At 63.6% G+C, this 21,645-nt stretch carries 21 protein-coding genes; 13 read left to right on the top strand and 8 right to left on the bottom strand.

All coding sequences use genetic code 11. The features are described 5' to 3' along the window. Positions 1-65: 65 nt before the first annotated feature. From ftsX to ftsY, 3 genes are read right to left on the bottom strand one after another with little or no spacing between them, the layout of a single operon-like run. Complete coding sequence (gene ftsX / locus B4L76_RS11865) at positions 66-1,091, bottom strand: permease-like cell division protein FtsX (protein ID WP_296232683.1); 1,026 nt, start codon at positions 1,089-1,091, stop codon at positions 66-68. Beyond that, positions 1,088-1,759, bottom strand: coding sequence for a cell division ATP-binding protein FtsE (gene ftsE / locus B4L76_RS11860; RefSeq protein ID WP_009684915.1), 672 nt, complete (start codon positions 1,757-1,759; stop codon positions 1,088-1,090). The genes ftsX and ftsE overlap by 4 nt, the downstream gene beginning before the upstream one ends. 2 nt (positions 1,760-1,761) lie before the next feature. Beyond that, the gene (gene ftsY / locus B4L76_RS11855; protein ID WP_296232682.1) at positions 1,762-3,294 is read right to left on the bottom strand and encodes a signal recognition particle-docking protein FtsY; all 1,533 of its coding nucleotides are present in this window, start codon (positions 3,292-3,294) and stop codon (positions 1,762-1,764) included. 230 nt (positions 3,295-3,524) lie between these two features. On the opposite strand from ftsY, the gene B4L76_RS11850 reads away from it, so the two are divergent. The 6 genes from B4L76_RS11850 to B4L76_RS11825 all read left to right on the top strand — a co-directional run bounded on the left by B4L76_RS11850 (position 3,525) and on the right by B4L76_RS11825 (position 10,778). Beyond that, positions 3,525-4,880 (top strand): M16 family metallopeptidase, encoded by a 1,356-nt coding sequence (locus B4L76_RS11850; RefSeq protein WP_296232681.1) that lies wholly within the window; start codon positions 3,525-3,527, stop codon positions 4,878-4,880. Next, a complete protein-coding gene (locus B4L76_RS11845) occupies positions 4,873-6,363 on the top strand; it encodes a M16 family metallopeptidase (protein ID WP_296232679.1) in 1,491 nt (496 codons plus the stop codon). Before B4L76_RS11850 ends, B4L76_RS11845 begins: the two co-directional genes overlap by 8 nt. After that, on the top strand, positions 6,363-6,965 hold the full coding sequence (gene rsmD, locus B4L76_RS11840) for a 16S rRNA (guanine(966)-N(2))-methyltransferase RsmD (protein WP_296232676.1): 603 nt from the start codon (positions 6,363-6,365) through the stop codon (positions 6,963-6,965). The genes B4L76_RS11845 and rsmD overlap by 1 nt, the downstream gene beginning before the upstream one ends. 92 nt (positions 6,966-7,057) lie before the next feature. Next, on the top strand, positions 7,058-8,359 hold the full coding sequence (locus B4L76_RS11835) for a M16 family metallopeptidase (protein WP_296232817.1): 1,302 nt from the start codon (positions 7,058-7,060) through the stop codon (positions 8,357-8,359). Next, positions 8,352-9,725, top strand: a complete 1,374-nt coding sequence (locus B4L76_RS11830) for a M16 family metallopeptidase (protein WP_296232675.1) — start codon at positions 8,352-8,354, stop codon at positions 9,723-9,725. The genes B4L76_RS11835 and B4L76_RS11830 overlap by 8 nt, the downstream gene beginning before the upstream one ends. A gap of 60 nt (positions 9,726-9,785) precedes the next feature. Further along, positions 9,786-10,778, top strand: coding sequence for a hydrolase (locus tag B4L76_RS11825; RefSeq protein WP_296232673.1), 993 nt, complete (start codon positions 9,786-9,788; stop codon positions 10,776-10,778). Between the two features lie 49 nt (positions 10,779-10,827). On the opposite strand, the gene B4L76_RS11820 is transcribed toward B4L76_RS11825, so the two are convergent. Then, positions 10,828-11,682, bottom strand: a complete 855-nt coding sequence (locus B4L76_RS11820) for a sulfurtransferase (protein WP_296232671.1) — start codon at positions 11,680-11,682, stop codon at positions 10,828-10,830. 35 nt (positions 11,683-11,717) lie between these two features. Continuing rightward, on the bottom strand, positions 11,718-12,383 hold the full coding sequence (locus B4L76_RS11815; protein ID WP_296232815.1) for a TetR/AcrR family transcriptional regulator: 666 nt from the start codon (positions 12,381-12,383) through the stop codon (positions 11,718-11,720). A 150-nt stretch (positions 12,384-12,533) separates the two neighbouring features. Between B4L76_RS11815 and B4L76_RS11810 the strand changes: the two genes are divergently transcribed. The 5 genes from B4L76_RS11810 (at position 12,534) to B4L76_RS11790 (ending at position 17,030) form a co-directional block, all read left to right on the top strand. Beyond that, positions 12,534-13,964, top strand: coding sequence for a coniferyl aldehyde dehydrogenase (locus B4L76_RS11810; RefSeq protein ID WP_296232669.1), 1,431 nt, complete (start codon positions 12,534-12,536; stop codon positions 13,962-13,964). 10 nt (positions 13,965-13,974) lie between these two features. Beyond that, positions 13,975-14,460, top strand: coding sequence for a twin-arginine translocation pathway signal protein (locus B4L76_RS11805; protein WP_296232667.1), 486 nt, complete (start codon positions 13,975-13,977; stop codon positions 14,458-14,460). Between the two features lie 21 nt (positions 14,461-14,481). Continuing rightward, positions 14,482-16,080, top strand: coding sequence for a GMC family oxidoreductase (locus B4L76_RS11800; protein WP_296232665.1), 1,599 nt, complete (start codon positions 14,482-14,484; stop codon positions 16,078-16,080). 111 nt (positions 16,081-16,191) lie between these two features. Next, a complete protein-coding gene (coaD, locus tag B4L76_RS11795; RefSeq protein ID WP_296232664.1) occupies positions 16,192-16,671 on the top strand; it encodes a pantetheine-phosphate adenylyltransferase in 480 nt (159 codons plus the stop codon). A 107-nt stretch (positions 16,672-16,778) separates the two neighbouring features. Further along, complete coding sequence (locus B4L76_RS11790; protein WP_009683359.1) at positions 16,779-17,030, top strand: YfhL family 4Fe-4S dicluster ferredoxin; 252 nt, start codon at positions 16,779-16,781, stop codon at positions 17,028-17,030. A gap of 39 nt (positions 17,031-17,069) precedes the next feature. Here B4L76_RS11790 and mutM read toward each other — a convergent pair whose 3' ends face one another. Together mutM and B4L76_RS11780 are read right to left on the bottom strand one after the other, a co-directional pair. Then, positions 17,070-17,882 carry a bifunctional DNA-formamidopyrimidine glycosylase/DNA-(apurinic or apyrimidinic site) lyase gene (gene mutM, locus B4L76_RS11785; RefSeq protein ID WP_296232658.1) on the bottom strand — a complete coding sequence of 271 codons (813 nt, stop codon included), beginning with the start codon at positions 17,880-17,882 and terminating at the stop codon, positions 17,070-17,072. Positions 17,883-17,885: 3 nt separating this feature from the next. Beyond that, entirely contained in the window at positions 17,886-18,704 is an 819-nt protein-coding gene (locus tag B4L76_RS11780) for an HDOD domain-containing protein (protein ID WP_289134205.1), read from the bottom strand. Between the two features lie 191 nt (positions 18,705-18,895). Between B4L76_RS11780 and B4L76_RS11775 the strand changes: the two genes are divergently transcribed. Then, positions 18,896-19,435: a type 1 glutamine amidotransferase domain-containing protein gene (locus tag B4L76_RS11775; protein WP_296232657.1), complete on the top strand. Its 540-nt coding sequence runs from the start codon at positions 18,896-18,898 to the stop codon at positions 19,433-19,435. A gap of 118 nt (positions 19,436-19,553) precedes the next feature. Next, positions 19,554-20,750, top strand: coding sequence for a class I SAM-dependent rRNA methyltransferase (locus B4L76_RS11770; protein WP_296232656.1), 1,197 nt, complete (start codon positions 19,554-19,556; stop codon positions 20,748-20,750). 38 nt (positions 20,751-20,788) lie between these two features. On the opposite strand, the gene B4L76_RS11765 is transcribed toward B4L76_RS11770, so the two are convergent. Further along, positions 20,789-21,445: a magnesium transporter gene (locus B4L76_RS11765; protein WP_296232654.1), complete on the bottom strand. Its 657-nt coding sequence runs from the start codon at positions 21,443-21,445 to the stop codon at positions 20,789-20,791. Positions 21,446-21,645: the final 200 nt, after the last annotated feature.

Genomic DNA, 21,645 nt, shown 5'->3' with positions numbered 1-21,645 from the left:
ACATTGACCTGGAACGACGGTACAAGTTCCATAGTGAAGAATCTGTCAATGCTGGCACTTAAAAACTATCGCGGCGCCAGCTCGTTCAGGTGGCGGGCGACTGCAATCCATGCACCGATATACCCCAACAGCACGGCTCCGATCAAGAGCGACAGACCATCGGACGCCGGCACCCCACCCAGGGCGAAGTCACTGCCGTACAGCCCGGAAAGCCCTACTACCGCCTCGTTCAGCCAGTTCAGGCCAAACGCCAGGATACCCCACGCCAACACGCCCGCGCCCAGGCCATACAGGGCCCCCATGTACAGGAAAGGCCGGCGCACGTAGGCGTCGGTGCCCCCGACCAGCTTGATCACTTCGATCTCGGTGCGGCGGTTTTCAATGTGTAGCCGAATTGTGTTACCGATTACTAACAGCAAGGCAGAAATCAGCATCACAGCCAGGCCGAAAACAAAACGGTCACCCAGCTTGAGGATCGCCGCCAGGCGCTCGACCCACAGCAGGTCGAGCTGCGCCACCTCAACCCGTGGCAGCTCGGACAAGCGCTGACGCAAGGCTTCCAGCGCCGGTTTGTCGACCTCGGTGGGGGTCACCACGACCACGCCGGGCAGCGGGTTGTCGGGCAGTTCACGCAGGGCTTCGCCCAGGCCGGACTGCTGCTGGAATTCCTCCAGCGCCTGTTCGCGGCTGACATACAGCGCGTCAGCCACACCGGGCATGCCCTTGATCTCATCGCGCAGCGCCTCGCCTTCGCGGCTGCCGGCATCAAGCTTGAGGTACAACGAAATCTGCGCGGCGCGCTGCCACGAGCCGCCGAGCTTTTCGACGTTCTTCAGCAGTAGCGACAACCCCATGGGCATGCTCAGCGCTACCGCCATCACCAGGCAGGTGAAGAAGCTGCCGATCGGCTGCTTGCCCAGACGGCGCAGGCTGTCGGCCAGGCTGGCACGGTGGCTTTCCAGCCAGGCATGCAACAGCGTGCGGAAATCCGGGCCGTCGTCGTCTTCACCGTGTTTTTTCTTCGCCGGTTGCGGGTCGGCCGGTTTCGGCGCAACCCGCTCGGAAACCTTCGGCGTACGTGTAGTGCTCATTGCCCGGCCTCCCCATCGCCGATCAAGCGGCCGCGCTGCAAGGTCAGCATGCGGTGGCGCATGCGCGCAATCAGTGCCAGGTCGTGACTGGCGATCAATACCGTGGTGCCCAGGCGGTTGATGTCCTCGAACACGCCCATGATCTCCGCAGCCAGGCGCGGGTCGAGGTTACCGGTGGGTTCGTCGGCCAGCAGCAGGGCCGGCTGATGCACGATGGCACGGGCAATACCCACCCGCTGTTGCTGCCCGGTGGACAGGTCGGCCGGGAACAGCTCGCCCTTGTCGGCCAGCGACACGCGTTCCAGGGCCGAGTCCACGCGCTTGGCAATCTCGGCCTTGGACAACCCGAGAATCTGCAGCGGCAAGGCGATGTTGTTGAACACCGTGCGGTCGAACAACAACTGATGGTTCTGGAACACCACGCCAATCTGCCGGCGCAGGAACGGGATCTGTGCGTTGCTGATCTGCCCCAGATCCTGCCCGGCCAGCATCAGCTTGCCGCTGGTCGGGCGTTCCATGGCCAGCAGCAGACGCAGCAAGGTACTTTTGCCAGCCCCCGAGTGGCCGGTGACGAACAGGAATTCGCCCCGGCGCGCCCGGAAACTCAGCTCATGCAACCCGACATGACCATTGGGATAACGCTTGGCAACCTGTTCGAATCGGATCATGGTCAGTCTCGCTCGGCGAACAGAGCCTTGACGAACGGCTCGGCTTCGAAGGTGCGCAGGTCGTCGATGCCTTCACCAACACCGATAAAGCGAATCGGCAGCTTGAACTGCTTGGCCAGGGCAAAGATCACCCCGCCCTTGGCAGTGCCATCCAGCTTGGTCAGGGCCAGGCCGGTCAGTTCTACGCTCTGGTTGAAGTACTTGGCCTGGCTGATGGCGTTCTGGCCGGTACCGGCATCCAGCACCAGCAGCACCTCGTGCGGCGCTTCGGCATCGAGCTTGCCGATAACCCGGCGGACCTTCTTCAGCTCTTCCATCAGGTTGTCTTTGGTATGCAGGCGGCCGGCGGTATCGGCAATCAGCACGTCGACGCCACGGGCCTTGGCGGCCTGCACGGCGTCGAAGATCACCGAGGCGGAGTCGGCCCCGGTGTGCTGGGCGATCACCGGGATCTGGTTGCGCTCACCCCATACCTGCAACTGTTCGACCGCCGCGGCACGGAAGGTATCACCGGCGGCCAGCATCACTTTCTTGCCTTTGAGTTGCAGCTTCTTGGCCAGCTTGCCGATCGTGGTGGTCTTGCCGGCGCCGTTCACCCCAACCACCAGAATCACGTAGGGTTTGTTCTGCGCCTGTACCACCAGCGGCTGTTCAACGGGACGCAGCAACGCAGCCAGTTCTTCCTGCAGCGATTTGTACAGGGCGTCGGCGTCGGCCAGCTGTTTGCGGGCGACCTTCTGGGTCAGGTTCTGGACGATGGTCGAGGTCGCCTCCACGCCGACGTCGGCGGTCAAAAGGCGGGTCTCGATTTCGTCGAGCAGGTCGTCATCGATGACTTTCTTGCCCAGGAACAGGCTGGCCATGCCCTCGCCGATGCTGGCGCTGGTCTTCGACAGGCCCTGCTTGAGGCGTGCGAAGAAGCCGGGCTTGGCCTGCTCGACCGGTGCAGGTGCCGATGCCGGCTCGACCGGCGCTGCGGCAACAGCCACAGGGGCGACGGGGTCTGGTGCAGGGCGTTCCGGGATGGCCGGTGGAGCCTTTGGCTCCAGGTCCGGCACCAGAGCCACAGGTTCTTCAGCAACCGGCAGTACCAGGTTGCTGGCCGGCGCAGCAGGTTCGACCACGGCAGCAGTCTCGACCGGAGCCGCCTGCAAGGGTACGGAAGCAACCGGCTGCGGCGTTGACGCCACCAGTGGCTGGGAAGCGACCGACTCAGGCTCGGGGGCCTGCAATGGCTGGGAAGCCACCGGTTCGGGTGTCGGCGCGTGGGCTACTTGGGACTGGGCTGCTTCGGCGGCCTGCTGCGGCTCGGCCAGCACCGGCGCGGCAGGGGCCTGGACGGGCTCTGCGGCCTGCGGCGCTTGGCCGACAGGGGCCTCTACCGGAGCGGCTGCAGGCTGCTCGACGGCGTGGGTTTCGTGCGCGGGCGAGCCAGCCTCCGCAGGTTGCTGCGGCTTCTTGCGAAACCAGCTGAACAGGCCTTTCTTCTCACCAGCCTCGGCCGGTGCTTTTTTGTCGTCGTTGGAACCAAACATGGAAGACGGCTATCTCAGGGTAGCGATGGGCCAGCTACGGCGCATCGGGAATTCTCTCTACGCAGAACAGACTATCTTGAAGCCGGCTGGTTCATGCGCAACGTTTTGTCTTGATGTCCTGTGGGCCAGAACGGCGACAGGCATGGTCGCCAGGCAACCGGATCAGTATCCTAGCACCTCCTGGCCCACCGACGCTAAACCGGCGGGCCGCCGAACAGGTTGAACACTGTATGAATGCTCTAGCCCGCCGCGCCGCAGGCCTGTTGCTCGGCACGCTGTGCCTGCCGCTCGCAGCCTTCGCCGCCGATGTGCAACCCACCCACGAATTCATCCTCGACAACGGCCTTAAAGTGGTCGTGCGCGAGGACCATCGCGCCCCGGTGGCGGTCTCGCAGATCTGGTACAAGGTTGGCTCCAGCTACGAAACCCCGGGCCAGACCGGCCTGTCCCACGCGCTGGAACACATGATGTTCAAAGGCAGCGCCAAGGTCGGCCCTGGCGAGGCATCGCGCATCCTGCGTGACATCGGTGCCGAGGAAAATGCCTTTACCAGCGATGACTACACCGCCTATTACCAGGTTCTGGCCCGCGACCGCCTGCCGGTGGCCCTGGAGCTGGAGGCCGACCGCCTGGCCAGCCTGCGCCTGCCTGCCGACGAGTTCAGCCGCGAAATCGAGGTGATCAAGGAAGAACGCCGCCTGCGCACCGATGACCAGCCCAACGCCAAGGCATTCGAGCTGTTCCGCGCCATGGCCTACCCGGCCAGCGGCTATCACACGCCGACCATCGGCTGGATGGCCGACCTCGAGCGCATGAAGGTCGAAGAGCTGCGCCACTGGTATGAATCCTGGTACGCCCCCAACAATGCCACCCTGGTCGTCGTGGGCGACGTCACCGTCGACGAGGTCAAGGACCTGGCACAGAAGTACTTCGGCAGCATCCCCAGGCGTGCCGTGCCGCCGGCCAAGTTGCCCCTGGAACTGGCCGAGCCCGGCCAGCGCCAGCTGACCCTGCACGTACGCACCCAACTACCCAGCCTGATCTACGGCTTCAATGTCCCCGGCCTGGCCACTGCCAAGGACCCGCGCACGGTGCACGCCCTGCGCCTGATCTCGGCGCTGCTCGACGGCGGCTACAGCGCCCGCATGCCGGCGCGCCTGGAGCGTGGTCAGGAGCTGGTGGCCGGTGCTTCGTCCAGCTACAACGCCTTCACCCGCGGCGACAGCCTTTTCCTGATTTCGGCCACACCGAACGTACAGAAGCACAAATCCCTGGCGGACGTGGAAAAGGGCATCTGGCAACTGCTGGATGAGCTCAAGAACTCCCCACCCAGCGCCGAGGAAGTCGAGCGCGTGCGCGCCCAGGTCATTGCCGGCCTGGTCTATGACCGTGACTCCATCAGCAGCCAGGCCACCACCATTGGCCAGCTGGAAACCGTCGGTCTGTCCTGGAAGCTGATCGACAGCGAACTGGACGAGCTCAAACGCGTTACCCCGCAGGACATCCAGAACGCTGCGCGCACCTACTTCACCCGCGAACGCCTGAGCGTTGCCCATGTACTGCCCGAGGAGTCCGCTCATGAGTGACCGCCGCTCATCCTACCCGACCCTGCTGGCCAGCGGCATCCGTGCCCTCGCGCTGGCGGCCGTGCTGGCCGGACCGGCCATGGCTGACAACGTCACCAAGGCCGAAGGCAATGCCGCACGCCCGGCCAACACCTTGCAGTCGCTGGCCGAGCTGGATGGCAAGGCACCCAGCCGGCGTCAGTTGAACATTCAGCACTGGAACACCGCGGAAGGCGCCCGAGTGCTGTTCGTCGAGGCCCGCGAGCTGCCCATGTTCGACCTGCGCGTCACCTTCGCTGCTGGTAGCAGCCAGGATGGCGGCGTGCCAGGCCTGGCGGCCCTGACCAACGCCATGCTCAACGAAGGCGTGGCCGGCAAGGACGTGACCGCCATCGCCGAAGGTTTCGAGGGCTTGGGTGCAGACTTTGGCAACGGCTCCTACCGCGACATGGCCATAGCCTCGCTGCGCAGCCTCAGCGCCAAGGACAAGCGTGAACCGGCGCTGAAGCTGTTTACCGAAGTGGCTGGCAAACCGACCTTCCCGGAAGAGGCCCTCAAGCGCATCAAGAACCAGATGTTGGCCGGCTTCGAATACGACAAGCAGAACCCCGGCAAGATCGCTGGCAAGGCCCTGTTCGCCGAGCTTTACGGTGACCACCCCTACGCCCACCCGAGCGACGGCACCGCCGACAGCATCAACCGCATCACCCTGGCACAGCTGCGCGCCTTCCATGCCAAGGCCTACACCGGCGGCAACGCGGTCATCGCGCTGGTCGGCGACCTCAGCCGCGCCGAAGCCGAAGCCATTGCCGCCCAGGTGTCCGCCGGACTGCCCAAGGGCCCGGCGCTGAGCGCCCCGGCCCAGCCCACTGAAGCCAGGGCAGGCCTGACTCACATCGACTTCCCGTCCAAGCAGACCCATCTGATGCTGGCCGAGCTCGGTATCGACCGCCAGGACCCGGACTGGCCAGCCCTCTCACTTGGCAATCAGATTCTCGGTGGTGGTGCTTTCGGCACCCGGCTGATGACCGAAGTACGAGAAAAGCGCGGCCTGACCTACGGCGTATATTCGGCGTTCAGCCCAATGCAGGTACGCGGCCCGTTCATGATCAATTTGCAGACACGCGCCGAACTCAGCGAAGGCACGCTCAAGCTGGTACAGGACCTTCTCGCCGACTACCTCAAGGCCGGTCCCACCCAGCAGGAACTGGACGATGCCAAACGCGAACTGGCCGGCAGCTTCCCGCTGTCCAATGCCAGCAATGCCAACATCGTCGGTCAGTTGGGCGCCATTGGCTTCTACAACCTGCCGCTCACCTGGCTGGAGGACTTCATGCAACAGTCCCAGGCGCTCACCGTCGAGCAGGTCAAGGCGGCCATGAACAAACACCTGTCAGCCGATAAACTGGTGATCGTCACCGTAGGCCCGAAAGTGCCACAAAAACCGCTGCCAGCACCTACCGACAAACCCTCCGAGCAATCGCTCGGGGTACCGGAGCACTAATGCCTAGATCCACCCCTCCCGCCCGCCCGCAACCGGGCCAGAGCAAGGGCCAGGGCCACCTGCGCATCATCGCCGGCGAATGGCGCAGTCGCCGCCTGGCAGTACCGGATGGCGAAGGCCTGCGGCCAACGCCCGACCGCGTGCGCGAAACCCTGTTCAACTGGCTGGCCCCTTACATCGAAGGCGCCCGCGTGCTGGACGCTTTCACCGGCAGCGGCGCCCTGGTACTTGAAGCACTGTCCCGCGGGGCCGAAGACGCCGTGGCGCTGGACAGCAACCCGGTGGCTATCGCCAACCTGAAAAACAACCTCGAAATCCTGCGCTGCCCACGCGGGCAAATCCTGCAGACCGATGCGCTGCGCTACCTGCAAGGCCCGGCCAAGCAGCAGTTCGACGTGGTCTTCCTCGACCCGCCGTTCCACCAGGACCTGTTGGCCAACACCTGCAACCTGCTGGAGCAGAACCAGTGGCTGCACGAACAAGCGTGGGTCTACACCGAAAGCGAAACCGCGCCGTCGACCCTGCAACTGCCTGGCAACTGGCGCCTGCACCGTGAAAAGAAAACCGGCCAGGTGTACTACGCGCTCTGGCAACGGGGCTGACCGAAAAGCCGCAGGTTGGCTAATTAGATACCGCCATCCCGCCTGCGTTGTCATTGAAGCTGCTCCTTCGTTCTTGCAGGAGCACTTCAACCATGACCGATCGCCCCTCCCCACCCACGCTACCAAGCGCGGTGCAATCCCTCCTCCTCGACAATGGCTTGCGCATCTACTTGCGCGAAGATCATCGCGCCCCGCTGGTCAGCGTGCAGCTTTGGTATCACGTCGGGTCCAGTTATGAACCGCAGGGCCACAGCGGTCTGTCCCACGCACTGGAGCATTTGCTGTTCGAAGGCAGCAGCAAACTGGCGCCGGGCGAGTATTCGACGCTCATGACCCGCCTGGGCGGTGAGCCAAATGCATTCACGGGCTCGGACGCCACTGTTTTTCCACTCACATTGCCGGCCAGCCGCGTGGAAATCGCCCTGGAGGCCATGGCCGATGTCATGGCCAGCGCCACCCTGAGCGATACGCCATTTGCCAGGGAGCTGGCGGTGGTCATGGCCGAGCGGCGTGCGAATGTCGAGAACAGCCCGCTGGCACTTGCGCTGGAGCATCACCACTTGCTGACCTACGGCGACGCCGGTTATGGCACGCCTGTGATCGGCCACAAAGTCGATCTTGAGCACTTAACTCCGGCGGCGGCACAAACCTGGTATCGGACCTGGTACCACCCCAACAACGCCACACTCGCGGTCGCCGGCGACATAACCTTGCCGCAGCTGCAAACACTCGTTACCCGGCATTTTGCTGGCATACCCGCCCATCGCCTTCCCCCGCGCCAGGTACCAATGGGCCTTCCAAACCCAGGCATGCGCCAGCAGACCCTGCGCCTGCCAGGCCTGTATACCGGCGCGGTGCTCGGCTTCAACCTGCCCAGCCAATGCACCGCTGGGTCGGATGCACAAGCCTATGCGCTGCGGTTACTGCCCGAAATCCTTGCTGATGGCCACGCCAGCAGGCTGAAACGGCTGCTGGCGGTGGAAGAGCCGCTCCTCCAGGGCCTGCGAGCGACCTATGAGCCCTGGCAACGCGGCGACAGCATGCTTGCCCTTTACGCATTTTGCAGCCCGCACGTCACCCCGGAGGCCGCAGCCGAGCGATTGATGCTCGAGATCGGTGCATTTCGCCAGGCGGCACCCACCAGGCAAGACCTTGAGCGCGCCAAGGCACGCCTGCTGGCCCGGCAACAGTTCGAAAGGGATGACATCGACAAACAGGCGCGTGCCATCGGCAAACAGGCGGCTTGCGGGCTAGACCCGGTTGCCCTGGATGACGAGCGACAAGCCATAGAGGCCGTGACGGCCGAGCAGGTGGGCCAGGCAGCCTATGACTTCCTGACCGAATCCCGAGCCGCCATGACTTTCATGCACGCCAAGGAGAACGCTCATGCGTGACACCATTTCGATTGCGCCACAACCAACCGTAGCCAGCAGCGTCGGCAGCAGCTTGCTGTCCACCCAAGGGCTTGATCTGGACCTGTTCGAAACCCTGCACGTACCGGTCCAGACCTGGACCACGATGGCCGGCACAGGCGTGAAGTTCATCGAGGCACGCGGACTGCCAATCGTCGACGTGGTACTGCGGTTCAAGGCTGGCACCAGCCAGGACACCGACCAGTCCGGCTTGGCAGCCCTGACGTTCTACATGCTTGACGAAGGCAGCCAGCAGCATACGGCGAGCCAACATGCAGAGCATCTGGAATGCCTGGGCGCGATCACGGAAAAAAACATAGGCCTGGAGCATGCGACGCTCAGTTTGCGCAGTCTTGGCAACGAGAAAATACTCGATGCGGCCCTGGAGCTGTTCATCGACCTCGCTGCAAATCCTGCTTTTCCGCCACTTGCACTGGACAACATAAAACCGCAGCTACAACGCCTTAACGCATCGCGAGAACGGCAGCCTGGCGTCAAGGCGCGCACAGAAGCATTCCGTTATTTGTTCAACGGCCACCCTTATGGCAATTATCTGGGAAGCTCCCGACAGGGAATGGAATCTGTAACTGTCGACGACCTGCGCAAGTTCCATAAACGCGCCTATGCGGCCAGCAACCTTGAAATAGTCATGGTGGGTGACCTTTCCTTGAGCACAGCCCAAGCGATCGCTCAACGGATCAGCCAGGCCCTGCCGCAGGGCTGGACAGCTGCTGAACTGCCTGCCGTACCCACGGTCACCAGCGCAACGATCAACATCCAACAACCTGGTGCAAGCGTTGCCACGCTGCTTGCACTGCCCATGAATGTGCCTGCCAACGACCCAGAGTTTCTTCCCCTGATACTGGCCAGCGAAGTACTTGCAGGAAGCCTGGAGTCCCGCTTGATGATGGAATTACGCCAACGTCGCGGCCTTACCTACGGCATCCACAGCATGGTAAAGCCCTTGAGTGCGGGTGGGTTGTTCGCCGTTGAATGGGAAATCGCCCCCCGATACCTCCAGGGCTCGCAAGCGTTGGTAGAGGCCCTGCTGCGCGAATTCATCGACAAAGGGCCAACCGAAGCGGAATTGCAGCTCGCCCGCAAGCAGCTGGCCGGGCAACTGCTGCGTGCCGTTGCACAAAACCGGAGCCTGGCAGCATTGCTCACCCGGGTCACCCATCAACGCCAGCCCGCCGATCATCTGAACACCTACATCGAGCGCATCAGTGCAACCTCTGCGGCAGATGTCCGCTCGGTCATGCAACGCCGGCTGGACCTCGACCACAAGGTATTGGTCAGTGTCGGCCCTGCGGCCGAGCAGCAGCCGCTGCCGCCTACCGACCAATAGCGCAGGTACAGTGGCGCTATTTCATGGCACTCTAGGCAGGCACACCACGAGTCGCCCAGCATGCCCAGTTCGAGCGCCACATTCCGCCCAGCCATCGGTCTGTCCAACCCTCACCTGCAAACCCTGTGGGGGCCACTGTGGCGCAAGCTGCCCGACCTGCCACGCAGCCGCGAGCGGCTGTGGCTGGCCGATGGCGATTTCATCGACCTGGACTGGCACGGCCCGCACCATGCACATACTCCTCTGGTACTGGTGCTGCACGGGTTGACCGGCTCATCCCACTCGCCTTACGTCAAAGGCTTGCAGCAAGCGCTGCAGGCCTGCGGCTGGGCCAGCGTGGCGGCGAACTGGCGCGGTTGTTCGGGCGAACCCAACCTGCTCCCGCGCAGCTACCATTCCGGTGCCAGCGAAGACCTGGCAGAAATTGTCAGCCACCTGCGCGCCCAGCGCCCGCTGGCACCGCTGTATGCGGTGGGCTATTCGCTGGGCGGCAATGTGCTACTCAAGTACCTGGGCGAAAGCGGCGTCGCCAGCCAGCTGGAAGCCGCAGTGGCGGTGTCGGTGCCATTTCGTCTTGACCATTGTGCCGACCGTATCGGCCAAGGTTTCTCCAAGGTGTACCAGGCGCATTTCATGCGCGAGATGCTGGCGTACGTGAAACTCAAGCAGCGGCACTTTCACGACAATGGCCAGCATGAACGGCTGGCGACACTGCAACGGCTGGGGCCGCTGGACAAGTTGCGCACATTCTGGGACTTCGATGGCAAGGTCACCGCCCCACTGAACGGCTTTCGCGACGCGAACGACTACTATCGCCGCTCATCGAGCCACTTCTTCCTGGGCGGCAACCGCACGCCGACACTCATCATCCATTCAAGCGATGATCCATTCGTTTCAGACCACAGCCTGCCCACGGCACGTGAGCTGGCACCACAGACCCGTTTCGAACTGCATGACCGGGGTGGCCATGTGGGTTTTGTCGATGGCAGCTTGCGCAACCCGGCATATTACCTGGAGCGGCGGATTCCGCAGTGGCTGTTGCAAGGCCAGTAAAGCGGTAACGGCCTCAACGTCGGCAAGCCGGCGATGAGGCCAGGCCTGCCTATTCACCGGTCGCTACGCCACGCGCCGGGTCGTTGATCCATTCACTCCAGGACCCGGCATACAGTTTGCCAAGCGGATACCCCGCCAGCGCCAGCGCAAACAGGTTATGGCAAGCAGTCACCCCAGATCCGCAATACGAAACCAACTGCTCCGGCGCGCGCCCTGCCAGCTTCTCGGCAAAGCGCTGCCTGAGCTGCTCAGCCGGCAGGAAGCACCCGTCAGCCCCCAGATTGTCGGTGAACGCTGCGCACTGGGCGCCAGGGATATGCCCCGCCACCGGGTCGATCGGCTCCACTTCCCCGCGAAACCGCGGCAATGCACGCGCGTCGAGCAAAGTCATGTCATCTGCACCCAAACGCTTGGCCAGATGCCCGGCGTCGATCAGCAGCTTGGCGTCCGGCTCACCTGCGAACGTGCCTTCCCGCTTGGCTGGCGGGTCGAGGCTCAGCGGCAGGTGAGCCGCATGCCAGGCCTTCAGCCCCCCGTCGAGGATCGCCACACCGCTGCGCTTGCCCAGCCAGGCCAGCAACCACCACGCTCGGGCGGCAAAGGCGCCAGGGCCGTCGTCGTACAGCACCACCTCGCTGTCATTGTCCACGCCCCACTCGCGCAGGCGCTCGACAAGCCGCTGCGCATCCGGCAACGGGTGGCGCCCGGTGCGGCCTTTGCTCATCGGCCCGCTCAGGTCACGCTCCAGGTCGGCAAAGTGCGCCCCGGCAATATGCCCCTGGGCGTAGCTGCGTTGGCCATAGTCCACATCCTCCAGAGCAAAGCGGCAGTCGAGTATCACCAACTTGGCCGAACCCAGACGCTCGGCCAACTGCTGCGGGGTGATCAATTGCGCAAGGGGCATGACAATCTCCTGATCGATGGCACTAGGGCCCCGGGTTACTTCGCCAGGGCCTGGTTGAACGGTACATGGAATTCCTGACACAGGGCGTCCACGGCGCTGCGGGCATTCTCGGTGACAAAGCCAAGCTCCAGCACCAGCACCTGATAGACGCCGCGCTTGAAGGCTTCTTCGCCCAGATGCGCGGAATGCTCCCGCGTGGTACTAAGAAAACGCACCCAGGACGTCAGCACGATCCAGGCGTTGATGGTCAGCGATTCGATCTGCGCCGGCACCATGGCCAGAATCCCCGCCTCGACGAAGCCGCGGTAGATGGCCTGGCCCTGGCGCAAGCAGCGCTCGGAAAAGCGCCGGTAACGGGCCGCCAGCTCCGGGTCACTGTCGAGCAGATGCTCCAGGTCCCGGTGCAGGAAGCGGTAGTTCCACATTGCTGCCAGCAGGGCCTTGAGGTAGAAGCGCTTGTCCTCCACGGTCGCCGGGCGGCCTTGCGGCGGGCGCAGGAAGCTGTCCACCAGGTCTTCGTACTGGCTGAACAACAGGGCTATGATCGCCTGCTTGTTGGGGAAGTGGTAATACAGGTTGCCGGGTGAGATTTCCATGTGCGCGGCAATGTGATTGGTACTGACGCTGCGTTCACCCTGCTGGTTGAACAGCTCAAGGCTGTTCTGCACGATGCGCTCTCGGGTGTTCATGCGCGGCGCCATGCTCGGCTCCCAGTCTGCGGGCTTCATCAAAAGGTCATCTTACGGCGTATTGGCGGTGGAATACACCGCATGAGTGCGCGGAAAAAGTCGCACCATCGCCTGGATTAGAGTATAGGCTCTAAGGATTTCCCGCCCGGACTCGCCACTGCCATGAACTCGCCTAGTGCCCTGCCTATTGTGCAATCCGACACCGACCTGGCGGCGATGTTCGCTGTTCAGCGCCGGGCCTTTTCCGGCAACCCGTTGCCACCTGCGGCGCAGCGGCGGCAATGGCTGAAAAGCCTGCGCGAGGCCTTGCTGGCCGGCCAGGCGGAGCTGATCGAAGCCATCGGCCAGGACTTTGAAGGGCGCAGCGCCAACGAGACCCTGCTGGCCGAACTGCTGCCCTCGGTGCAGGGCCTGCGCCACGCCGAAAAGCACCTGCAACGCTGGATGCGCGCCAGCCGACGCCGCGTCAGCCTGGCCTTTCAGCCAGCCAGCGCGCAGGTGCGTTATCAACCCTTGGGCGTGGTCGGCATCATCGTGCCGTGGAACTACCCGTTGTTCCTGGCCATCGGCCCGCTGACCTGCGCCCTGGCTGCTGGCAACCGGGTCATGCTCAAGCTCAGCGAAGCCACACCGGCTTGCGGTCGAGCGCTGAAACAGCTGCTGGAGCGCGTATTCCCCACCGACCTGGTCAGCGTTGTGCTTGGCGAAGTCGAGGTGGGCAAGGCCTTCGCCCGCCTGCCTTTCGACCACCTGCTGTTCACCGGTGCTACCAGCGTCGGGCGTCAGGTGATGCTGGCTGCGGCACACAACCTGACCCCGGTCACCCTGGAACTGGGTGGCAAGTCGCCGGCAATTGTCTCGGCCGACGTACCGCTGGACAGTGCCGCCGAACGCATCGCTTTCGGCAAGACCCTGAATGCTGGCCAGACCTGCGTCGCACCCGACTACGTGCTGGTGCCGCGCAAGCGGCTGCAGGCCTTCAGCGACGCCTACCAGCGTGCCGTACGCCAGCTGTACCCGCGCATCGCAGACAACCCCGACTATACCGCCATCATCAACCCGTACCAGCTGCAGCGCTTGCAGCGCCTGCTGGATGACGCCCGTGCCAAGGGCGCGCAGGTGCTGGATATCTACCCCGATGAAACCCGCCAGGGTCGGCGACTGCCGCCGCACCTGTTGCTCGACGTGCACGACGACATGCAAGTGATGCAGGACGAGATCTTCGGCCCGCTGCTGCCGCTGGTGCCCTACGACAGTCTCGAACAGGCGCTGGCCTACATCAACCAACGACCACGCCCGCTGGCGCTGTATTACTTCGGCTATGACCGCGCCGGCCAGGAGCAGGTGCTGCGTCACACCCATTCCGGCGGCGTGTGCCTGAACGACACCCTGCTTCAGGTGGCCCAGGACGACCTGCCATTCGGCGGCATCGGCCCTTCGGGTATGGGCCACTACCATGGCCATGACGGGTTCCTCACCTTCAGCAAGGCCAAGGCGGTATTGGCCAAGCAACGTTTCAATGCTGCGCGGCTGATCTACCCGCCTTATGGCAAAGCCCTGCAGCGCCTGGTGTTCAGGCTGTTCATCGGCTGAGGGCCAACCCATGCACCGCCGCGAACTGTTGCGTTTCAGCCTTGGCGCCAGCCTGATGCTGGCCGGTACCAGCCTGGTCGGTTGCCGCGCACAAACAGCCGCGACCGGTTACCAAGCATTGCGCGACGATGACCTGCCGCTACTGAGTGCGCTGATCCCGGTGGTACTGGCCGACACACAGGCCACCGAACCATTGGTGCTGCACAGCCTTGACGACAAGCTGGCGGCGCTGTCGCCTGAGATGCTCAAGCTCACCCGGCAATTGTTCGACGCGCTCAGCCTGCCGCTCACCCGCGGCCCGCTGACGGGTGTCTGGGGCGCCTGGGAACAAGCCAGCCCCGCGCAAGTCAGGGGATTCCTGCAGCGTTGGCAGCACAGCTCACTGAACCTGCTGCGCATGGGGCACGCCTCACTACTGCAGTTGCTGCAAATGGCCTGGTACGAACGCCCTGAATCCTGGGCCGCGTGCGGCTACCCAGGGCCACCGAAGATCTGAAAAACAACAAGAGCAGCGCAAATGCCTGTACCCGACCCGTTTCGCCAAGGCCTGGAGGGTGGCTGGATCATCCATGACGCCTCGCGCCTGGAGCAGGACCTTACCCTGGAAGCCGACGTTGCCGTGATTGGCAGCGGTGCCGGTGGCGCAACCAGTGCACAGATGCTCAGCGCCGCCGGCTTCAAGGTGCTGTTGATCGAAGAAGGCCCGTTGAAGACCAGCAGCGATTTCCACCTGCTGGAAAACGAAGCCTACGCCAGTTTGTACCAGGAAGGCCTGGGCCGCATGAGCAAGGATGGCGCCATCACCATTCTGCAGGGCCGCGCCGTGGGTGGCACAACGCTGGTCAATTGGACCTCGAGTTTTCGCACCCCTCCCGAGACCCTGGCGCACTGGGCCTCGGCCCACAACGTGAGCGGCCTGGACGAAACGCAGATGCGCCCCTGGTTCGAACGCATCGAACAGGAGCTGGGCATCAGCCCCTGGGGACTGCCGCCGAACGCCAACAACGACGTGCTGCGCCGTGGCTGCGAGCAGCTGGGCTACCGCTGGGCGGTGATTCCGCGCAACGTGCGCGGCTGCTGGAACCTGGGCTATTGCGGCATGGGCTGCCCTGTGAATGCCAAGCAATCAATGCTCGTGACCCGCATACCCGCCACTCTCGAGCAAGGCGGCGAGTTACTCTATCTGGCCCGCGCCGAGCGCTTCGAGCACAACGGCGAACGCATCCATGGCCTGACCTGCCAGGCTTTGGACAGCCAGGGCATACACCCTTCAGGCCGCCAGATCCGCATTCGCGCGCGCCACTATGCTCTGGCCGGGGGCGGTATCAACAGCCCGGCGCTACTGCTGCGGTCCGCCGCGCCCGACCCGCACGGCCGCCTGGGCAAGCGCACCTTCCTGCACCTGGTGAACTTCAGCGCAGCGCGCTTCAACGAGCGTATCGACCCTTACTACGGTGCCCCGCAATCCATCTACAGCGACCACTTCCAATGGCAAGGCGGCGTCGACGGCCCGATTGGCTACAAGCTGGAGGTACCGCCGTTGCACCCGGCCCTGGCCAGCACCCTGCTGGGTGGGTATGGCGAGGACAATGCCCGGCGCATGGCCGAGCTACCACATACCCACGTAATGCTGGCGCTGCTGCGCGACGGCTTTCACCCGCAAAGCCAGGGTGGGACGGTGGAGCTGCGCGGTGATGGCTCACCTGTGCTCGACTATCCGCTCACCGGCTACCTGTATGACGGCTTGCGCCGCGCCTATCGCAGCATGACGCAAATCCAGTTCGCCGCCGGCGCCATCCAGGTAACCCCCGTGCACAGCGATGCCAGTGCCGCGTCCAGCCTGCAACAGGCCTTGGCCATGATCGACAGCTTGCGCCTGGAGCCGTTCCGCATGCGTTTGGGCAGCGCCCACGTAATGGGCGGTTGTGCCCTGGGGAACGACCCGCGCCAGGCGGTATGCGACAGCCTGGGCCGCCATCACCAGCTGGAAAACCTGTCGATACACGACGGTTCACTGTTCCCCACCAGCATCGGCGCCAACCCGCAATTGTCGGTGTATGCCATCAGCGCCATGCTCAGCGAGGCGCTGATTGCCCGCCTGACACACAGCGCATGACAACGATCGCGGCCCCTGTCTATAGTGCCATCAGCTGGCCGCATGACTTGGCCGGGCGCAGTCGCTGCGCTACCATCCGACTCCCCAACGCACTCCAGCCAGGATGACGCGATGAACCGAGTGTTGTACCCGGGTACTTTCGACCCCATTACCAAAGGCCATGGCGATCTGGTCGAACGCGCCTCGCGGCTGTTCGACCACGTGATCATCGCCGTGGCGGCCAGCCCCAAGAAGAACCCGCTGTTCCCGCTGGAACAACGGGTGGAGCTCGCCCGTGAGGTCACCAAGCACCTGCCCAATGTCGAAGTCATCGGCTTCTCCTCGCTGCTGGCGCACTTCGCCAAGGAACAGGGCGCGAACGTGTTCCTGCGTGGCCTGCGGGCGGTATCCGACTTCGAGTACGAGTTCCAGTTGGCGAACATGAACCGGCAATTGGCGCCCGATGTCGAGAGCCTGTTCCTCACGCCTTCGGAGCGTTATTCGTTCATTTCCTCGACTTTGGTCCGGGAAATCGCCGCACTGGGGGGTGATATCAGCAAATTCGTCCATCCTGCGGTGGCCGAAGCGCTGACCGAACGCTTCAGGAAGTAAGCCAGACAGCTGATTGTCGCGCCCGCGTGCACTGCGGGCGCGAATGCGGCACAATTGTGCCCACTGCGTTGAACATGCCCGGGCGCAGAGCCCCGGCCGGAGTCCCCATGTCCCTGATCATCACCGACGATTGCATCAACTGCGACGTCTGCGAACCCGAGTGCCCGAACGAGGCCATCTCCCAAGGCGAAGAGATCTACGTGATCGACCCGAACCTGTGCACCCAGTGCGTGGGCCATTACGACGAGCCGCAATGCCAGCAGGTTTGCCCTGTCGACTGCATCCCGCTGGATGAGGCGCACCCGGAAACCGAAGAACAGCTGATGGCCAAGTATCGCCGGATCACCGGCAAGGCCTGAATCTGCAGGCCTGCGCGGTACCTGCAGGAGCGCAGCGCCTCAGCGTTGGCAGCGCGGGCAATACACGCTGGCCCGCTGCCCCAGCTTGACCTCGCGCAATTGCGTGCCGCACACCTTGCACGGCTGCCCGCCCCGCCCATACACGAACAATTCCTGCTGGAAGTACCCCGGCTGGCCATCGCCGCCGATGAAGTCGCGCAGGGTCGTGCCGCCCTGCTCGATTGCCGCCGCCAGCACCCGCTTGATCTCTATCGTCAGCTTCAGGTAACGCGCCCGTGAAATCCCGCCGGCCGCGCGGCGTGGGTCGATTCCGGCGGCAAACAGCGCCTCGGTGGCGTAGATGTTGCCCACCCCCACCACCACTGCGTTGTCCATGATGAACGGCTTGACCGCCATCGAACGCCCACGGGACAACTGGAACAACCGCTCGCCGTCGAACAGGTCGGTCAGTGGCTCCGGCCCCAGGCGCAGCAGCAGCTCGTGGTTCAACGGGTCCTGGCTCCACAGCATCGCGCCAAAGCGGCGCGGGTCGGTATAGCGCAGCATCAGCCCCGACTCCAGTTCGATGTCGACGTGCTCGTGCTTGGCCGCCGGCAAACCCAGCTCGACCAGGCGCAGGTTGCCCGACATGCCCAGGTGGCTGATCAGCGTACCGACCTCGGCATTGATCAGCAGGTATTTGGCGCGCCGCTCGACACTGACGATGCACTGCCCTGACAGGCGCACGTCCAGGTCTTCGGGAACCGGCCAGCGCAGGCGCCGGTCACGCACCACCACCCGGCTGACCCGCTGGCCTACCAGGTGCGGCGCGATACCGCGCCGGGTGGTTTCTACTTCGGGTAATTCCGGCATGTGTCAGTGCCCGCCCAACTCGCGAATGTTCTGCTTGAGGTTTTCGAAATCGTATTCCGACAAGCCGATGTAATCGAGCACCAGCGGGCCGACCACGCGCCATTCATGGTCCAGCGACTGGTTGCCCAGTACCCGGTAGGAGGCACAGATGTGCTCGGCCATTTTCAGTACCGCCAGCAGGTTCTTCAGTTGGCTCTGGGTATTGCGCGAGCTTTCGTCGCGGAATACCGCCAAGGCATTGTGATGGTTGGCGATGGCCGCGCTGAGGTGCTCGGGCAGGCGCCAGGACTTGGCGGTGAAATAGCCGACCACCGCATGGTTGGTGTTGAAGGCCCGGTTTTCGGTGTCGACGATCCGGGTTTCTCCGTCGGCCGTGGCATAGGCCTGCTCCAGCACTTCCATGTAGTCGGGGAAGCGCTTGAGCATCAGCGGCACGCCACAGTCATGGAACAGGCCGAGGGTGTAGGCCTCGTCCGCCGGCTGGATGCCGGTGCGCTTGGCCAGGGTCAGGCAGGTCATCGCCACATCCTGGGCGGTATCCCAGAAGCGGTTGAGGGTGACGATGGTCTCGTCGCTCATTTCGCCCTTGATCGACTGGGCGTTGATCAGGTTGATGATCGAACGGCTACCTAGCAGGTTCACCGCGCGCTGGATCGAACCGATCTTGTTGGAAAGGCCGAAGTGCGGGGAGTTGACCAGCTTGAGCAAGGCGCCGGAAAGCCCCGGGTCCTGGGCAATCAGCTTGGCGATGGTTTCCAGATCAGGGTCTGGCATGTACTGCTCGAACTGCAGATCGACCATGATTTGCGGTTGCGGCGGGATGGTGATGCCTTGCAAGGCTTGCTGAATCTGTTCGGCGCTGAGTTCCTGGGACATATGTGCACACTCGTTCGGGACGAGCGATTCTAACCCCCTGGACCGGCAAGGGACCAACCACTGAATCGTAACGCCGGAACTTTCCTTGAGCGCCACGGGCCTCTTTTTTCACATCCATCGAAAAAGGAGCAATGACCATGAGTGCGGAACTGAACGGCAAGCGCGTAGCCTTTCTGGTCACCGACGGCTTCGAGCAGGTGGAGCTGACCGGCCCCCGCGAAGCGCTTGAACAGAGCGGCGCGGTGGTGGATATCCTCAGCGACAAGGAGGGCACGGTACGCGGTTGGAACCATGACCAGCCGGCGGATGAGTTCGCCGTGGATGCCACTTTCGAAGGTGCCCACCTGGACCTCTACGATGCGCTGGTGCTCCCTGGCGGCGTGCAAAACTCCGACACGATTCGACTCATACCTGCGGCGCAGAAACTGGTGAAAAGCCACGACGCGGCCGGCAAGCCGCTGGCCGTGATCTGCCACGGTGGCTGGTTGCTGGTGTCATGCGGGCTGGTCAAGGGCAAACGGATGACCAGCTACAAGACCCTGCAGGACGACATTCGCAACGCCGGCGGGGAGTGGGTGGATGAAGAGGTGGTGGTCGATGGCAAGCTGATCAGCAGCCGCCAGCCCGATGACATTCCGGCGTTCAGCCAGCAGTTGATCAAGGCACTCGCGGCCTGATTGTCTCTACCGGCCCGATCACCGACAAGCCGGTGATCGGGCCGGCAGCTTGTCGAGCCTGACACCGATAGGTAGGCAGACAGGCTATAATCCCGCTCTTTTTTCCCGGAGCGACGTCATGTCCCTGCCCAGCCTTCGCCTCAAAGCCAATGCCGATCGCCGCCTGCGCGCCGGCCACCTGTGGGTCTACAGTAACGAAGTCGATGTCACCGCGACCCCATTGCAGGGCTTTCAGGCCGGCCAGCAGGCCATACTCGAGGCGGCCAACGGCAAGCCGCTGGGCATCGTGGCACTGAGCCCGAACAACCTGATCTGTGCCCGCCTGCTGTCGCGCGATGCCAAACTGCCGCTGGACAAGTCGCTGCTGGTGCACCGCCTGAACGTGGCCCTGTCACTGCGCCAGCGCCTGTTCGAGCAACCCTGCTACCGCCTGGTCTACGGTGATTCCGACCTGCTGCCAGGCCTGGTGGTAGATCGCTTCTTCGACATTCTCGTGGTGCAACTGGCTTCGGCCACCATGGAAGCGCACAAGGATGACGTGATTGCGGCGCTGGTCCAGGTGCTCAAGCCCAGCGGCATCCTGTTCAAGAACGACTCCTCGGCGCGCGACGCCGAAGGCCTGCAGCGCTATGTCGAGACGGTCTATGGTGAAGTCCCGGATTGGGTGCCGCTGGAAGAGAACGGCGTCAGGTTCGAAGCCCCGGTGCGTGACGGCCAGAAGACCGGCTGGTTCTACGACCACCGCATGAACCGTGCCCGCCTGGCACCGTACGTGAAAGGCAAGCGTGTGCTCGACCTGTTCAGCTACATCGGTGGCTGGGGCGTGCAGGCGGGTGCCTTTGGCGCCAGCGAAGTGTTCTGCGTCGATGCCTCGGGCTTTGCCCTGGATGGCGTGGAGCGCAACGCCGCGCTGAACGGCATCAGCGAGAAGCTGACCTGCATCGAAGGCGACGTTTTCGAGGCCCTGCGCGAGCTCAAGGCCGCCGAAGAGCGCTTCGACGTGATCATTGCCGACCCACCCGCGTTCATCAAGCGCAAGAAAGACCTGAAAAACGGTGAAGCGGCCTATCGCCGCCTGAACGAGCAGGCCATGCGCATGCTGACCAAGGACGGTATTCTGGTCAGCGCCTCGTGCTCGATGCACCTGCCTGAAGACGACCTGCACAACATCCTGCTGACCAGCGCCCGCCACCTCGACCGCAACATGCAGTTGCTCGAACGCGGCGGCCAGGGCCCGGACCACCCGGTGCACCCGGCCATCGCCGAAACCCGCTACATCAAGAGCATCACCTGCCGGTTACTGCCCAACAGCTAAGCGCTGGCAACCGGGGGCCTTCATGCCCCCGGTTCGCTTCAGATGCCCAATACCTGCGTCGCAATTCCGAAATACACCAGCACGCCTGCGGCATCAGCAATCGATGTGATCAACGGGCCACTGGCCGTGGCCGGGTCCAGCTTGAAGCGGCTGAGCAGGAACGGCAGGCTCATACCGATCAGGCTGCCGACCAGCACGATCAACACCATGCTGCTGGCAACGATCAGGGCAATCTGCGGCCCCCCGCGTAGTACCCCAAGGGACGCTACGGCCACCGCCATGGTGCATCCAAGCAGCAGCGCCACCGCGAATTCCCGCCCCAGCATGCGCCACCAGTCACGCATGACCACTTCACCTGTGGCCAGGCCCCGCACCATCAATGTTGCAGACTGGGCACCGGCATTACCGCCGCTGTCCACCAGCAGTGGCAGAAAGAACACCAGAGCGATGTGGGCGGCGATGGTTTCCTCGAAGGCAGCAATGCCCGCCCCGGAAAAGAGGTTGCCGAACACCAGCAGAACCAGCCAGAACACGCGTTTGCGGTAAAGCAGACCAAGGGTCGCGTGTCGCAGATTGCCTATGTGATTGGTGATCGAGGCGCCCTTGTGGAAATCTTCGGTCGCCTCACGCCGTTGTGCCTCCAGGGCTGCCTGGGTGTTCAGATCGGAGGTATTTCTATCGAGCGATTGTTGCATGAGTTTCTCCAGGCGCCGACCCAGGCGCCCACAGACCTCAGCCCCTTGGACTCAAGCCTTCGGCAGCCCTGGCGACGGCGCGCTCAGTGCCAGATTTCAGGTTCGTGTGGAACCGGTAACTGGGAAGGTCCATTGAGTGTTTTCTCGCAAAGCCGCACATGCGGCGCCGGCATGATAAAAGCTCGGGAACTGCTGGTCAG

It is taken from the genome of Pseudomonas sp. UBA4617, from assembly GCF_002386445.1.
GTDB lineage: Bacteria > Pseudomonadota > Gammaproteobacteria > Pseudomonadales > Pseudomonadaceae > Aquipseudomonas.
Note: the sequence above shows the minus strand (reverse complement) of the source record. Positions and strands in the feature narration are given on the sequence as shown.